General features: G+C 38.2%; 16 protein-coding genes and 1 riboswitch. Of the genes, 11 read left to right on the forward strand and 5 right to left on the reverse strand.

What is annotated here, in order from left to right; genetic code table 11:
* Positions 1–397 precede the first annotated feature (397 nt).
* Positions 398–1099: an rRNA adenine N-6-methyltransferase family protein gene (locus J2X07_RS01475; protein ID WP_310255843.1), complete on the reverse strand. Its 702-nt coding sequence runs from the start codon at positions 1097–1099 to the stop codon at positions 398–400.
* Positions 1100–1217: 118 nt separating this feature from the next.
* Complete coding sequence (locus J2X07_RS01480; RefSeq protein ID WP_310255845.1) at positions 1218–2009, reverse strand: FkbM family methyltransferase; 792 nt, start codon at positions 2007–2009, stop codon at positions 1218–1220.
* A 231-nt stretch (positions 2010–2240) separates the two neighbouring features.
* Between J2X07_RS01480 and J2X07_RS01485 the strand changes: the two genes are divergently transcribed.
* A complete protein-coding gene (locus J2X07_RS01485) occupies positions 2241–2951 on the forward strand; it encodes a vanadium-dependent haloperoxidase (RefSeq protein WP_310255847.1) in 711 nt (236 codons plus the stop codon).
* 45 nt (positions 2952–2996) lie between these two features.
* Here J2X07_RS01485 and J2X07_RS01490 read toward each other — a convergent pair whose 3' ends face one another.
* Complete coding sequence (locus J2X07_RS01490; RefSeq protein WP_310255849.1) at positions 2997–3854, reverse strand: TIGR03943 family putative permease subunit; 858 nt, start codon at positions 3852–3854, stop codon at positions 2997–2999.
* Positions 3855–3872: 18 nt separating this feature from the next.
* Positions 3873–4793, reverse strand: a complete 921-nt coding sequence (locus J2X07_RS01495) for a permease (protein ID WP_310255850.1) — start codon at positions 4791–4793, stop codon at positions 3873–3875.
* 201 nt (positions 4794–4994) lie between these two features.
* Between J2X07_RS01495 and J2X07_RS01500 the strand changes: the two genes are divergently transcribed.
* The 9 genes from J2X07_RS01500 to J2X07_RS01540 all read left to right on the forward strand — a co-directional run bounded on the left by J2X07_RS01500 (position 4995) and on the right by J2X07_RS01540 (position 13952).
* The gene (locus J2X07_RS01500) at positions 4995–5822 is read left to right on the forward strand and encodes a VanW family protein (RefSeq protein WP_310255851.1); all 828 of its coding nucleotides are present in this window, start codon (positions 4995–4997) and stop codon (positions 5820–5822) included.
* A gap of 303 nt (positions 5823–6125) precedes the next feature.
* Positions 6126–7079 carry a magnesium/cobalt transporter CorA gene (corA, locus tag J2X07_RS01505; protein WP_310255852.1) on the forward strand — a complete coding sequence of 318 codons (954 nt, stop codon included), beginning with the start codon at positions 6126–6128 and terminating at the stop codon, positions 7077–7079.
* Positions 7080–7164: 85 nt separating this feature from the next.
* A complete protein-coding gene (locus J2X07_RS01510) occupies positions 7165–7596 on the forward strand; it encodes a general stress protein (RefSeq protein ID WP_310255854.1) in 432 nt (143 codons plus the stop codon).
* 102 nt (positions 7597–7698) lie between these two features.
* The gene (locus J2X07_RS01515; RefSeq protein ID WP_310255856.1) at positions 7699–8316 is read left to right on the forward strand and encodes a phosphatase PAP2 family protein; all 618 of its coding nucleotides are present in this window, start codon (positions 7699–7701) and stop codon (positions 8314–8316) included.
* Between the two features lie 155 nt (positions 8317–8471).
* Positions 8472–9008: a hypothetical protein gene (locus J2X07_RS01520; protein WP_310255857.1), complete on the forward strand. Its 537-nt coding sequence runs from the start codon at positions 8472–8474 to the stop codon at positions 9006–9008.
* A gap of 92 nt (positions 9009–9100) precedes the next feature.
* The gene (locus J2X07_RS01525; RefSeq protein WP_310255859.1) at positions 9101–9748 is read left to right on the forward strand and encodes a nitroreductase family protein; all 648 of its coding nucleotides are present in this window, start codon (positions 9101–9103) and stop codon (positions 9746–9748) included.
* A 287-nt stretch (positions 9749–10035) separates the two neighbouring features.
* Positions 10036–11142 (forward strand): hypothetical protein, encoded by a 1107-nt coding sequence (locus tag J2X07_RS01530; RefSeq protein WP_310255861.1) that lies wholly within the window; start codon positions 10036–10038, stop codon positions 11140–11142.
* Positions 11143–11317: 175 nt separating this feature from the next.
* Positions 11318–11432, forward strand: a riboswitch (SAM riboswitch).
* A gap of 185 nt (positions 11433–11617) precedes the next feature.
* Complete coding sequence (gene metX, locus J2X07_RS01535; RefSeq protein ID WP_310255863.1) at positions 11618–12715, forward strand: homoserine O-acetyltransferase MetX; 1098 nt, start codon at positions 11618–11620, stop codon at positions 12713–12715.
* On the forward strand, positions 12702–13952 hold the full coding sequence (locus J2X07_RS01540; RefSeq protein ID WP_310255865.1) for a homoserine dehydrogenase: 1251 nt from the start codon (positions 12702–12704) through the stop codon (positions 13950–13952). The genes metX and J2X07_RS01540 overlap by 14 nt, the downstream gene beginning before the upstream one ends.
* Before the next feature lie 148 nt (positions 13953–14100).
* Here J2X07_RS01540 and J2X07_RS01545 read toward each other — a convergent pair whose 3' ends face one another.
* Positions 14101–14940, reverse strand: coding sequence for a 5'-nucleotidase, lipoprotein e(P4) family (locus J2X07_RS01545; protein WP_310255866.1), 840 nt, complete (start codon positions 14938–14940; stop codon positions 14101–14103).
* Between the two features lie 352 nt (positions 14941–15292).
* Between J2X07_RS01545 and J2X07_RS01550 the strand changes: the two genes are divergently transcribed.
* On the forward strand, positions 15293–15571 hold the full coding sequence (locus J2X07_RS01550; protein WP_310255871.1) for a hypothetical protein: 279 nt from the start codon (positions 15293–15295) through the stop codon (positions 15569–15571).
* Positions 15572–15659: the final 88 nt, after the last annotated feature.

Here is a 15659-nt window from a genome sequence, read left to right on the forward strand (position 1 = left end):
ATATAGATAGATCTTTAATGGCTAAATGGCTGTTAAAATAATTGGCTGTTTTCGTAAACTTTTTTTCTCTTGAAAGTGGTTGATTTCCGCTCCAGGATACTCGCTATCCTGGGGGTGTGCGGTGAGCACTTGTTAGAGGATGAATGAATCCTGCTCCTGCGTCTGCAAGAAAATCCTGCCGAAGTTAGCTTCCTCGTCGCATATCCATACCTTTCTAGATGAATATTCAGGTAGCTGGTATGCAGGAGTCTCGTCAGCATTCCGCTCTTCCATTAACTGTTCAAAGAAGAACACTTCAAAATCTCATAATTAGCAACAATCTATTAGAAAAGAGCCTAAAAATAAAAGAAAAACCAACCGAAACGTTCAAAACGTTATGGATGGTTGGTTTGTTAGGCTATTTTTTTCGTGCTAAATAAAGGGCGACAGCGTGCTGCTTTGTTATGTATCCTCCATGATTCAAAATAGCCTTCTCGATGCCTTGATATAATGCTTGTTTTTGCTCTTCTTGTAAAACTTGATGACCTGAATGGGTGTTGAGTAATCCTATATATTCTTCGGGTTTGTATGTTTGTTCCCAATGGTATGTGTGTACTTTTAATTGATGAAAGTGGCCGGATTCCATTGTTAGACGGCTTCGTTCTTCTATTTCCTTTTCTAATGCAGGAACATCTCTGTCATCCAGATAAGGTGCGTACTTTTTGTAAAGAAGGTTTATATCTTCATAGACAGGCTCTTTTGAAGGGATGTGGACAAACCATAAAATGAAAAGCAGTCCCGGAAAAAGCAAGTGAGTACTGATTTTTGTTAGATTCCCTATCTTCAAATGGATGACTTGAACATTAGAATAGCTTGAAAATTTTTCTTTTGTAAGCTGTGCTAATTTGTCGCCATATTCAATACAGGTTATATGTTCATAGCCATGGTTTAAAAATCCTTCTGTTGCTTTACCTGTTCCGCAGCCAATTTCCAGCAATGAGTCATTTTTATTTAGATTCGCATAATTAAAAATATGTGTGAACATTTCATTTGGATAGGATGGACGATATTTTTCATAAGAAGAAGCGACATTATTAAACGATTGTTTAAGAGAACTCATAAGTCACAACAACCCCTCAAATAGAATTAAGGAAAATGATACCAAATAGAAGAGGGATTGAAAAGTGTAAAATGTTACAGGGGTCTGTCCCGGGTCTGACCCGGGACAGACCCCTGTCTTATTTTTTGTTCCATTGTGTTGTTGTAAAAAGGAACTCTGCTGGTTCCTCAAGGTTCATGAATAGTTGCAGGATGTTTTTGGTTTCGATTTGCTTGCCGGTGGAATCGTAAATAAATTCATATATATCCAGACTATTTACAAATCGATTAATGAATTTTTGATAAGATTTTTTTCGTTCTTTTTCTTTTGAGCATTTTTTTTCGAGGAAACTTTTTAAGAAGTTTGGATGAAGAGATAAATAGAGAGGAACTTTGTGTTTCTTCAAATAGCTTCTTATTGCAGGAACTAAAATATATTCTCCACCTTCAATATCCATTTTAATTAAGGAAAGATTTGCTACCCCGAATTCTCTTATTAATTCTTTCATCGTAAAGACAGAAACATGATGAAAGTCTTCTGATAAGGTCGGTATTAAGCTGGAGCTTGAATCTCCAAAACGCACTCTTTTAAACAATTTTTTGGTCCCTGATTTATGGGATAAAGCTTTGTTAATAATCGTGATTTTTTCTTCTGTGGAGGAGTTGTATTTGATGTTCTTATCTAGCTCTTGAAAGGCTATAGGATCAGGTTCTATAGCAAAAGTATGGTTTGCTTTGTTTGCAGCATAAAGAACGGTTGGACCTATCCATGCCCCAATATCTAAATAATTTTTTTCAGGATGCAAGTAATGATCCAGCACCTCAAAGGTGAAATTTTCCCAATGGTTAGGAAAGATCATATTCCAAAATGATGCGAACTGTTCAGAGGAGGATACGATAAAGGTAACATTATTCTTTACAACGTTTTTCAAAATCGTTCACCAACTTCCATTTAAAAAAAGCCAGCCATAAGCGGTTATGCTTGGCCAACTTTACATTATACTATGAAGCTTCTTTACTTACCGAAACGGCTATTTGTTTAATTCAGATGATAATTTAAAAAATGTTGGTTAAACCATAAACCTATTCATATATGTGTTCTATTCTTTTTCTTCTATTTCATATGATGTGAGAGTGGGATACGAAGAAAAAGGGGGACCGCCATGGAAAGGGATTATTTAAAATGGTCTGAGCATCCATATGCGGGAGAACAATATCCGCCTTTAAATCCAGTTACACCTCAAGCTGGATCTTGGCCGATGTTCTTTTTTACGAGAAGAGGTCAGAAGTTCTTTGATCCTTTTGGAAAGCCGGTCAATTGGAAAATCAGAAACCCAAACTTGATAGATTGGGCAAGCGAACTCATTATTGTTCAAAATACAATGCGTAATATAACGCCGCAGCAAATACAGATAGCGCAATATTGGGGAACAGGAGAAGTTAGCAGAAAGGTCACACCGATCATTTATAACTTAATGGAAACGTATGGTATTGGATCAACAAGTGCTGCAAGACTAATGGGTATGTATCAAGCAGCAATAAATGATGTTTTTGTAATCACTTGGTATTTTAAATATTTATGGGATGTCGCCAGACCGTGTCAATATGACTGGAACATGAAGACCGTTTTATTCACACCGCGCTTTCCCGGTTATCCATCTGCACATGCAACGATGGCGGGTTGCACTGAAGTAATATTGAGTTATTATTTTCCGCAAGAGAGTATGAGGATTCATCAAATCATGGAAGAATGCGCATTGTCACGTTTGTATGCAGGAGTCCATTTTAAGGTGGATAATGATGAAGGATTATCATTAGGCAGACAGATCGGGGAAATCGTCGTTGCGCTAATTAAAGAACAAAATGTTCAATAAATCATTTGAATCAAATAAAAAACCGGACAAAAGCATCCGGTTTTCTTAGTTTTTTCTATAGACGTATTCTTCTTTTGGTTTATCTATGGCTTTCCAGCTTTTTACCTTAACATATGGGATGTTTGATTTAAATGGCTGGTAATACATCGTTTGGATTTCTCCATCAATCTTTATCCATTTATTATCAGGGAATTTGGTTCCTTTAGGGAATTCGACCATCATTCCAAAGACTCCAGAGTCGGCAATACAATGGATGATACCGAATCGTAAGAGAAATAGCTGATTGTTTTTTGTTTGGTCTTCACCATTGTAGGTAAATCCATTGAATTGAATATCTTTGCTCGTGAAAAGACTTGGTTCATAATAGATACTTTCCATTGCTTTTAAATAATTGGCATCATTAAGCTGTAATTTTTTATCTTTCACAAAAGGTTTCTTTTCCTTATCCATGATGCTGCGATAACCGTCTTCTCCGTAGAAAACGCTTCTGTCAGGTTTTAAAAACTGATGCTGGCCATAATCATCTTTGTTCTCGACACCTTTAAAATGAAAGCCTTTCGTTTTGACTGTTGCGGCATCAAGGGAAGCAATTGGGAAAAACAACCCTGATATGATCGGGAAAATAAGTACGATACTAATGAATATACTTTTTATGCGAGATGGTTTCTTATGGTCATGGCCGCAATCCGGTAACGCACATGAATCTCCATCATGATGATGATGGCCGTCATCATCCCCTTTAGCATAAATATAGAACTGAACAAGAGTCAGCAATCCGAGTATGAAAATAGCTGAGAACGAAATATAAGAATACTTCATATTGATATATCTAGTAATGTGTCCAGTTGCATGAAGGTGCATAAACAAAAATGTAAAGCCGGTTAATATGAGAATACGTATCATAAGTTAGGCACCTCCTTCTTAAAAGAATAATGACCCGATTAAGACGAGTACGGTAATATATGAGATTAAACTAAAGACAAGCTTTTTCTTAAAAGCGCCAAGCATCATCAACACGTTTTTAATATCAAGCATCGGTCCCATTACTAGAAACGCAACAATTGAACCGATCGTAAATGTACTTTGGAAGGAAGACGCAATAAATGCATCTGCTTCTGAACAAAGTGATAATACAAAAGCTAAGCCCATCATAACAAGTGATGATGAAACTTGACCTTGTCCGATATCTAATAACGTTGAAGTTTTCACATACGTCTGCATGCTTGCTGCGATTAATGCACCGATGACTAAGTATTTTCCTACAGAGAAAAATTCTTCAACAGCGTGAACGAGTGTACCCGTAATCTTGCTTGAAAGTGGTAATTTCGGTTCCGTAACCGTTTCTACAGTGGCTGCTGTTTCATTGTGAACGTGGTTGTCCGAGAAAGCAGCTGTTTCATTTTTAAGAACATTTGTGTTCTTGAATTGTATCGATAGGATAAACCCAACGAGCATCGCCACAATCATCGCCAGGCCACCTCGGTAAATCATAACATTCCATTGATTTCCGAATGCAACGTACGTAGAGAACAGCACGACGGGATTAATGACTGGACCTGTCAGCATAAATGGAATTGCTGCATAAGAGGGTACACCTTTTGCGATCAGTTTGCGTGTAATCGGAACGATTCCGCACTCACACGCTGGAAAAATAGCACCGATAACTGTTCCGAATAAGACAGCTAATATTTTATTTTTTGGGATGATGCGTGCCACCATTTCCTCAGTAACAAACATTTGAATGATACCAGCGATAAGCACACCTATAAGAACAAAAGGCAGTGATTCGATCAGGATGCTGATGAACACGGTATTCATTTGATAAAACGTTTTGTCAAACATCCCAACACCTCCAAACCATTAACAAATAAAATTGCTAAATCATAAAATTTCATAAAGTGAACTACTCTACAATACATCCAATATACTACAAAAATCAAAGGAAATATTATCATAAGTAAAGAATTACATATTGTTGGGAAATGGGGTCTGACCCCAAACAATTTATTTCCCGCGCTGAAATTGAGCAAAAGGGGGCATGAGATGAATCATTTTGAACTTCGTCCGAAAAAGCGTTCGGCATTTCGGATTTCTCTCGGGAAAGCTTACTACAGAATGAAACGATACATAGAGTGGTATACAGACAAGAAGAAGTACGCGAAAACCACAAAAAGCGAAAAACTTCCTTATATAAGCTTTTCGCACAGAACTGTATTGCTTCGTAAACTGAAAGATGTGGACATGTGGTATCAGCACAATAAAGTAAATAACCTCAAGATTGCCATTCAAAAGCTGGATGGAATCCTCATTAAACCAGGTGAGACATTTTCGTATTGGAAACGGATCGGAACAACGACTAAAGCTAAAGGGTATGTGGAAGGAATGGTTCTTTTTTATGGAACCTTTCAAAAGGGGATTGGCGGGGGATTATGCCAGCTTTCTAACCTCATCTACTGGATGACGCTGCACACTCCATTAACGGTAACAGAACGTCACCGGCACAGTTATGATGTGTTCCCAGATTCGAAACGAACACAGCCTTTCGGAAGCGGTGCAACTTGCGCCTACAATTACCTGGATCTTCAAATACAAAACAATACGAATCAAACGTATCAGCTTTATCTTTACTTAACAGATACACATCTTGTCGGAGAGTGGCGTACGGAAAACGAAGAACTCCACAGCTATCACGTTTATGAAAAGGAACATTGGATCACGCCTGCCTATTGGGGTGGTTATCTTCGTCATAACCTTATCTATCGTAAAGTGTTTAATAAACAAAAGAAGCAAATAGATGATGAATATGTAACAGAAAATCATGCGATTATGATGTATGAACCTCTTTTGGAGTCTACTCAGCAAGAAGCATAAATAAAAAACCTTGGCCATAAAAAACATGGACCAAGGTTTTTCTTATCTGTTCTTTAAGTTAGTTAAACCAGTAAGTTCTACTAATTTTTCGGGTTTCATCTGCTTTCTTCCTAATTCTGATACCAGTGTATAGGAAGGGAGTTTGGGATCGTAATGTACTTCAATACGTAAAGCCCCCGTATCAATGATTCCAAACTCCTTTTGAAGAGGTGCATCTTCTTAAAAAATAAATTCCTGACTTATTGTAGACAAGATAAATAGAAAAGGGTAATGATAATAGAAAGAGAGAAAGAAGGGCTGCCAATGATTCGTATAATAGCGGTAGTTGATCAAAAAGTAATTATAAATCCGCCACTCGAGCGTTTAGATGAAATTCAGGCTGATTGGGTTTGGGTCGATTTTGACAGTCCAATGACAAAAGAAACGAATTTGCTGCGTACATATTTCAATTTTCATCCGCTTGCTGTAGAGGATTGTGTAAACTCCTTACAGCGGCCAAAAGTGGAATTTTATGAAGAACATTTATTTTACGTGGTCCATGCCTTACATGAAAATACATTAGAGGCTACCGAGGTAGATATATTTAGCACAAAAAATATGATTGTCACATTTCATAAAACAAAAGTTCCGGAAATGGATTTTGTATGGAACTATTTAAAAGGATTAAAAAAAGTACCCCCGGAACTCGGTAAAAATGAGCTCCTGCATAAATTAATAGACAAGCTCGTTGATATGTATTTTCCGATTATGCATCAATTAGAAGAACGGGTAATGTCGATCGAAAGCAACGAGGACGATGAAGCGCCAAAATTGATCAGTCAGATATTCGATATTCGCGCAGATTTGCTTTCATTAAGAAAAACAGTGGTACCTATGCGCGAACTGCTGTATCGTATGCTCGAATCCAAGAGGGTTGGATTGGATGCAGATGAAAGATCCTACTTTCATGATATATATGACCATCTTCTTCGGTTAACTGATATGATGGCCTCAGCACGTGAAATGACATCAGATATTCGGGACAATTATATCTCGCTGAACTCATACCGTATGAATAATATTATGAAGACACTGACTGTGATTACAACCATTTTCATGCCATTAACCTTTATCGCAGGGCTCTATGGAATGAATTTTGTTAACATGCCTGAACTGAAATCTCAAAACGGGTATTTTTATGTTTTAGGGATGATGATCTTGCTGGGTCTGCTCATGACATTATGGTTTAAGAAAAAAGGGTGGTTCGAACAGGTTTAAACATTTGTATCGCTTTTCAATCTGTTTAAAACGCTCTTAACAGGGGAATCTACTTTTAAGACCTGAGTTTTAGGAGGAATTGCAGATGAAAAAAGATATTATCGGTACATATGACCGTGAAGCGCCAGCATTAGAAGCGATTAAAGAACTTGTCGCAAAAGGATATAGTCCTTCCGATATTTCAATTGTTGCAAAAGACGAGGAAGTACTGGACGATATTTCGAATAAAACGCACGTAAATGAAGAAAGAGTGAAGGATGATGATGTAGATAGTGCTACATACGGGACGATTGCAGGCTTTTTAACAGGTATTGGAGGAGCGATTGCAGTACCTGGCCTAGGTGTTCCTGGAGTAGGTCCGCTATTAGCAGCAGGCCCTTTTGCATCCATGTTTGATGATGGAGATGAAGGCATGAAGGAAGTTCTCTTAAAAATGGATGTTTCTGAAGCAGATGCTGAACGTTATATGCAGGACTTAGAGGATGGAAAAATCATCGTTATGGCAGAAAGAAAATAGCTTTTAAGGACGCCGATAATGGTGTCCTTTTTTATTCGAATAGAATTTTAGGTCATGGAAAAAATAAACACACTATGCTAGATAAGTCAGGTGAGTTTATTTATGACGTTCCGCACCAAAAAGAAATATGATTCTTCATCTCGTTTATTCACTTTGCTGATTTCAGGCTTAATCTTTGTACTACTAACTGCAGTAAGAAACAATGAATTATTTTATTCATTGGACAAAAGATGCAGCGGGTCCATCTATCGTACGAAAACTTTCTCAAACCCAGTGATGCTTTTATTCTCGAGACTTGGCTCTGGTTTTTTTACAGTGCCATTAGGTGTGATGCTGTATTTTAGTTACAAACGTTCAAATGAGATGTATAAGAGCAAATCTATCCTATTAAACGTGATTGGCATTAGGGTGTTAAATTTTCTTTTTAAACAATTGTTTAAAAGAAAACCTCCTGAATGGGAAAGACTTGTTGAGGCAAGCAAATATGGCTATCCAAGTGCACATACGATGAACGCTGCTGCTTTCTACAGCCTTCTCTTGTTTTTAACAGGTTTGTGGAAACGTGTTTGGGCTGGATGGATATATGCATTATTTATTCTGATGATTGGCTTAAGCAGGGTGAAACTCGGCATTCACTACATAGCTGATATAGTCGCTGGTTTGGCTGCGGGTCTATTTGTTCATGTTTTATCGATGATTCCAGCTCATAGAAAGGGATGACGCGCGTTTTTCGAAGGTAGCGTCTTTTTTTATTTTGGTATAAAGGTCATATTTTTTTGATCTCGAGGGGATAGCCGTTGCAACGAAAAGTGCGTAATTTTTGAATCTTTTCCCATGTTTTTTTGAATAATTAGAAAGAGATAGGGGAGAAGAGTATGTTTGAATTTATAATAAATACAGTATTTTTTCTGTGTATTTCTTTAGGGATAGCCTATATTATCCTTATTATTATCAGAAATGTTAAGGATAAGAAAAAGGCTGACCCTATCTATAAATTATCTTATAGCGGAGAATATACTCAAAAGAATTTCTGGACAAAAGAAATCATTTTATTGACCATACTAACCCAAGGCTTAGGCCTCTTTAAACTATGGTTCGCTGTAAACTTTCTTATGATTACTTTTATCGTTATCCTTATTGTTTTATTTTTTTCACAGCTGTCCCGAGGTGTTCTTGGAAAACATGGAATCGTATCAGCTACAAGATTCTATCGCTGGAACCAAATCAAATCAGTTGAGTGGATTACAGATCTTCAAGCTGACAACCCTGGGTATCCGAGCTGGGGACTTGTCCGTTTTCACGCAGATCAAACAATGGTCGAATTTATCATCAAGAAGAAGGTTGAAGAAGAAGTCCGCTCATTTGTCGAAAAGCAGATATCAGTACATGCGAGTGAAGCTAAAACAGTGTGATTCCGCACTGTTTTTGATTGTTTTTTGAAGCTGCTTACAAACTTCTGTATAATACAGGTAGTTTGATTATTTTTTTGTCAGAGGAGACAAGCATGAAATACGAAGACTTTAAAGAAATCATCCATGGAAGAAGAAGTGTACGTAAATTTACAGATGAGTCTGTAGCAAACGAAGATATTCATGAAATTATGGACTGTGCCCGTTATGCACCGAGTGATACGAACTCACAAACATGGGAATTCATTGTGATTCGCAATAAAGATAAAGTAAAGAAAATTGAAGAAATGACATGGGACGGCATTCATAAGCTTGCAGCAAAAGCAGAAGAGAACGGCATGACAAAGGAAGCAAAATTGCTTACGCGTTCATTCGGACCTTATGCAACAGCATTTTCAGGTGCACCGGTGTTAATCATCTGTTTAGCAACCCCTTATGAGTCCAAGTTCAGAGAAAAAATCTTTGATCCGATAGAATTGGCGCCAGAGGCTGTTTGGGAAGAAGAAGGCATTAAGAGCAGCTGCTTAGCGATTCAAAATCTGATGCTGGCTGCACATGCACGCGGTCTTGGTACATGTCCGATGACGGGTCCTGTTCTTCTTGCTCAAGATGCCATTCGAGAATATTTAGAGATTCCTGCTCAAAAGCAGATCAACATGGTGATCTCACTTGGTCACCCGCAAGATCAGCCGAAAAAACTCGCTCGAAAAGCTGTAGAAGAAATTGTAACATATGTAGATTAATAAGAAACTGGCTAAACAGGCTAAAATCGCCCTGAAATAGCCAGTTTTTTTGTTTAAGAAAGCTCGATTTTGAATATACGAGCGCATTTTATGAAATACGAGAGAATTAAGAAAAATACGAGCGAATTCAGAAACGGTTATCCAGAAAATAAGCACACACCCCTGAATTGACCAAATGCATGATTCAATCCTTCACCTCCTTTAATTAAGAAAAAAGGATTTTTTTCGACACATACCGAATTTATCTTTATAGCAAAAGTATATTGATTAGAGAAAGAGGATCATTTATGAAAGAAACATTTGATTTAATTGACTTTGCGCTTCAAAAGAGCGGTCTTGAATCACTTAAAGATACGACTCAGGTTCAATACTTGGGTGAAGGTGCATGGCATCAAGCATATCTCGTTCAACTGGCTGTTGGAGAAGCTGTGGTTGTAAGGTTTCCAAAACCGGAGGCATACGGGAACAAGATTGAATTTGACGAGACAGCATATATGGCAGAATATGCAGGCACGAAAGCTTATTATAAAATGGCAAATAGCGTTAAACCAGGTATTTGTCCTGAATTTTTCCACTATTATGTTGAAAAGAATAAAACGTTTACGGTTGAATCGTATGCTGGAAAAGCGATTAATCTTGAAAACTTTACGTTCATGGAAGCTTTCCAGGCTGGTGCAGAAATTGGTGAATTTTTCCGATACATGAACACAGCACAGCACGGGTTAAAAGGCTTTGGATACTTTAAATGGAATGGTACAAATATTGAAGGTCAGTTTCAGTCAAGCGTTTCAAAGTTCATGAAAGAAGAAAATGAAGAGTACTTAAACGACTTTAAAGAGTTTATCCAAAATTATGATCAGTATGTTCATCCAGCAACAATGGTTCAACTCGAAGAATGCATGAAAAATAGGGAACTTGATGAATCTAAGATTGTACTTGCGAACCAGGATACTTCTCCTGAAAATATATTGCTTCATGCTGATGGAAGAGTATGTTTAATCGATCCTGTACCGCTTTTGTACAGCGGAGATTCGTTAGCAGGTAATTTTATGAACAATTATAACTCCCTTTATGCAACTTTCTTTAATTCACCACGTTATGCAAAGCATCAGTTCAATCGATTTGAGGGGAAGCTGGAAACAATAGCTGATGGTTTTATGGAAGGCTATTGTAATGGTGATGCTGATGTAAAGAAACGGGTGAAACAAGAGGAATTTATCAAACTGACAAGCTTGACCGCTTTTCAATTCAAAATATTGCACAGTGAAATGACGTCAGAACAGAAAATTCGTTACGGCGAAAAAGAGGCGATTGCAAACAGAATTCCTGTCCTTGTTAAAAGAATTGAAGAATTTAATTGGAATGCCGATCGAACTGGAACAAAATTGGCATAACCAGCATATTGCATTCATAATCTTAATTTAATCCATTACGCAATATGAGACTTTTGAATGACTTTTAAGATTTTTCTAAAAATAGTTGACATTCAAAAACGAGATACCCTATAATCCTATTCAAGAACAAAACAAACATCTTTATATTAACGTGTTAAAACATATAAAAACATATCTCTTATCCAGAGAGGCGGAGGGACTAGGCCCGATGAAGCCCGGCAACCAACAGACCACAACGGTTTGGAAAGGTGCCAATTCCTACAGATCATATTTGGTCTGAAAGATAAGAGGAGGACATCCAACCCTCTTCTTAGGAAGGGGGTTCTTTATTTTTTCCCTCCTTCCAAAACTTCAGCATTACTTCCAAGCCTAAACCTTATTTCTGCTTTTCATATCTTTTTTCAACAATGACTAAAATTCACCTAAAGGAGAGATTAGATGACTAAAAAAATGATCCGAAAAGAGCCGATAGCCAATGACCTATAAAAATGTAATCGAACCAGCACGAGAAGTCGGTAAAGTTAAGCTTGGGGAGTTTACGCTGGAATCAGGACAATTAATAACAGACTTAGAGTTATCTTATGAAAAAGTAGGCAATTCTAAAGCTCCGGTAATCCTGCTTTGTCATGCACTTACTGGAAATCATGAAGCGTACGGGACCTCAGAAAAACCTGGCTGGTGGAGAGGTCTGATCGGACCTGATCGGTATATTGATACAAATCTTTATCAAGTGATAACATTCAATGTACTCGGCGGCTGCAGCGGCTCCACGGGTCCTGGATCTATCAATTCCGAAACAAGAAAACCATATAAAGAGAGCTTTCCATTTGTAACGGTAAGAGACATGGTCCGTGCTGAACGGTATGCGCTTGAAGGGTTAGGAATCCCCAGATTAACTGCTGTAGTTGGAGGCTCGTTAGGAGGCATGCAAGCCTTGGAATGGGCAGTTCAGTTTCCTTATTTAATCGAAAAAGTGTTTGTTCTAGCAGCCACTCCGTATTTAAACGATTATGGAATCGCGTTTAACAGGCTGGCGATTCATGCAATCGAAAATGATCCCGTTTATAAGAGGGGAAATCGAACGGAAGGTGAGCGATTGGTTGGATTGGAAATTGCGAGAATGGCAGGCCTCTTAACATACAGACAGCCGAAGCTTTTTAATGACCGATTTCAGCGGACAATTCGTGATGGGGATGCAGAAGGCAAGTTTTTCTACCAAGTTGATTCCTATATGACATATCAAGGAGAGAAGCTGACCACTCGTTTTAATGTTGATAGTTATTTAACCCTCCTTTATGCGATGAACGCACACGATATTGGGGATAAACTAGGCGGATGGAAAAGAGCAGCTTCTCAGATTCAGGCTGAAGTGCACGCATTCGGTTATACAGGAGACCTCATTTATCCACCGGAAGAAATTGAGGAATTTGTGAAACAAACACGATTCGGAACGTTTTATTCGATTGAAACAGATTTTGGCCATGATGGTTTTTTAGTGGAATTCGATAAATGGGGGCCTTATATAAAAGAGGCTTTATCACAGGAGAGTGGGTTGAAATATGGCACCTATTAAAGCGGCATTGCTTGGCTTCGGTACAGTAGGGCAAGGAGTTTATGAAGCGCTAAAGACACATAAAAAACAGCTGGAATCTGTATTTGGGAACGAAGTCGTAATCGAAGCTATTCTCGTGAAGGATGGTACGAAAAAAAGAGACGTTGACGCAGAAGTTCTTGTTACAACCGATTTTGATGAGATCTTAAGAATACCTGATCTGCAGATTGTTTTTGAAGCAATTGTCGGCGAAGAGCCGGGATATACGTATTTATCAAAAGCGATTGAAAGAGGGTGCCACGTCATAACAGCGAACAAAGTGATGTTTGCAAAATACGGAAGAACGCTGCGGGCAAAGGCGATTGAAGAGGGAGTTGGAGTTGGATTTGAAGCGACAACAGCTGGCGGAACACCGATCATTCGCAGTATTTCACAGCTTCTGCAAGTAAACGAGATCCGCTCGATTGAAGCGATCTTGAACGGTACATCGAATTACATTTTAACGGCGATAAGAGAAAAGGGGCTGCCGTTTCCAGTTGTCTTAAAGACTGCTCAGGAACTTGGATATGCTGAAGCAGATCCAGTGAACGACGTGGAAGGGTATGATGCATTTTATAAGCTGATGATCTTAAGTGAACTTTCTTTCGGGGCTGCTCCAAGCTGGGATACTGTTGTGAGGCAGGGCATAACAGAAGTCACTCAGGAACAGATAGAATTGTTCGAGCTGTGGGGTTATCGGATTAAACACTTGGCACGGATTCGAAAAGCCGGTGAACAGCTTAACGCTTCAGTAAAACCTGTTCTGGTAGATGCCCATCATCCCTTATATAGTGTCGAAGGGGTTCAAAATGCAGTTACAGTAGAAACAAGTCTGGCAGGAAAAGTAACAATTCAGGGAGCTGGAGCGGGCAAACTGCCAACAGCAAGTGCGATGGTAGAGGACTTGACCTACGTATTGCAGCCGCAGCCTTTCACTCTAAAATTATTTAAGCAGGACGATGAACGAAGAGCGAGTAGCAATGTTAATGCTCAAGATTCCCAGCAGGTTCTCGTTGTAATCGGAAAAGAGCCTTTACCTGATGCATTTGCTGCAGAAGTCGTAAAGAAGGAAGAATCCGCAGGTCTCGTTTATCAATTAATTCTTTGCACAAGTAAAGCTGCGAGTGAGTTGAAAAGTAATCCTTCTTTTCATATTTACGAGGTGGCAAGTGACCAGTTTGAAGTGGTCGCGAATCTGAAGCTGGCCGCGAATTTATAATGTTTGCATTAAGTGTCGTGTAAAACCGCAGAGTGGCTTCTGCGGTTTTTTTGGTAATAACTATTCGAAATGATTTTCTAAGCACTCAAATCCATAAAAAAGAAGCCAAAACCGTGGTTTTGGCCATCTTACTTAATTCATTTTATTTTTACTTCATTGGTTTTAAAGCGTTATAGCGGTCTGCAGCTTTTTGGTCATCTGTTTTACTGAAATCATAGTTATAGATTGCGCCTTCCCAATCACCGTACATAGGGTTTGGTAGTTGAATATACTTTGAACCAAGTTCATCAGCGATCTGATCGACATTTGCAAAACGAGTTTTTAAGTCAGCTTTATAAAAAGCATCTGAAAGATCATTCGCGTTATCACCAATGAGCATTACGATTTTGTTAGTCTTAGAGATTTCGTCCTGGCGGATGCCTTTTTGAGAAGTCGTTGTTTTTAATAATACATGTTTGTCGTCTACATTTGGTAAACCGTGAAGATTCAAGTTTTTCATCGTATCTTCTTTTTCTGAGACTGTACGGTTGGAGACGTAGAAAATCTCCACCCCTAATTTGTCGGCAGCTAATAAGAAATCTTTTGACCCTGGAATAAGTTCTGCTTTTGCCATGTGAATCCATTCAGACCAGCCAGCAGGATATGCGGCATTGTTTTTAATAGCCCATGCGGTGTGAGGAGAGTTATCTAAAACGGTTTCATCAATGTCCAAGACGACAGCCGGGCGAATTTGATTCTTCTTGAGTTGGATTTGACCATTCTTAACCTTGTAATCTTGCATCGCCATTTCCTGAAGCTCCTCGGCAGCTTGATTATAAGTTTGAATTTGCAAAGCTTTGTTTTCTGCCGATGTTTGGAACCAATTTGTTGCCATAACGGTTTGTTCTTGACTGCTTTTCTCAAGATCTGCTTTTGTGACGCCAACACCTGTTAAAGATCCAAGCCCGAAAGTTCCTGCGAGTGCGACAACTGCTAATGATTTTTTCATTGTTAAACTCCCCTATGTATTTATTTTTTAGAGATCATGAATACTTTATGACCCTATATTAATAAAATATCTTTTGAGGGAAAAAGTTTCAATATTTACTTTTCTTAGAATAATAGAAACAGAGATTTATCATCAGGTTTTTTACATATTAAGGAATAACATGTACCGGAGATATTCGTAAATACTGTTTTCTTGGAATATTTTTTTCTTACTTGAAATAAATTGTTTAGGCTAACTTGGAGCATGTTTGGGCATCATTAATAACAAAATTTTCACATTTTAATCCCGTTTTATGAAATAAAGTATTATAATTTGCTTTGTGAGGATTAAAAACACAAACGGAGGAAAGTGTATGAGTACAGTTTCAAATGAGTACAACATGGGAGATTTCAGAGTTGTTGTACACGAATCGAAAGAGGGAACAAAAACAGCGCGTTTAAGTTCAGGTTTTCACGGAGCTATTCTTGAGGTAGAAAAAGAAGAGAACGGTATCCGTATTAAAGAAATGGAATTAGGAAGCGCTCATGTTACACCTGAGCATTTAGCGATGCTATTGTATTTGTCTGGTGTATCAACAGAAGTAGTAGATGAAATAAAGAAAATTGAAGAGAATTTCCGTACAAAAGCATAATAAATATGTAAAAGACTCAAAAAGGTTAACTTTTGGGTCTTTTTTTATGCAGGGAGTATGGAAAAGTTGAAGATATGCGCGTCATACG

The sequence above is a fragment of the Fictibacillus barbaricus genome (genome assembly GCF_031457135.1).
Taxonomy (GTDB): Bacteria; Bacillota; Bacilli; order Bacillales; family Fictibacillaceae; genus Fictibacillus; species Fictibacillus barbaricus_A.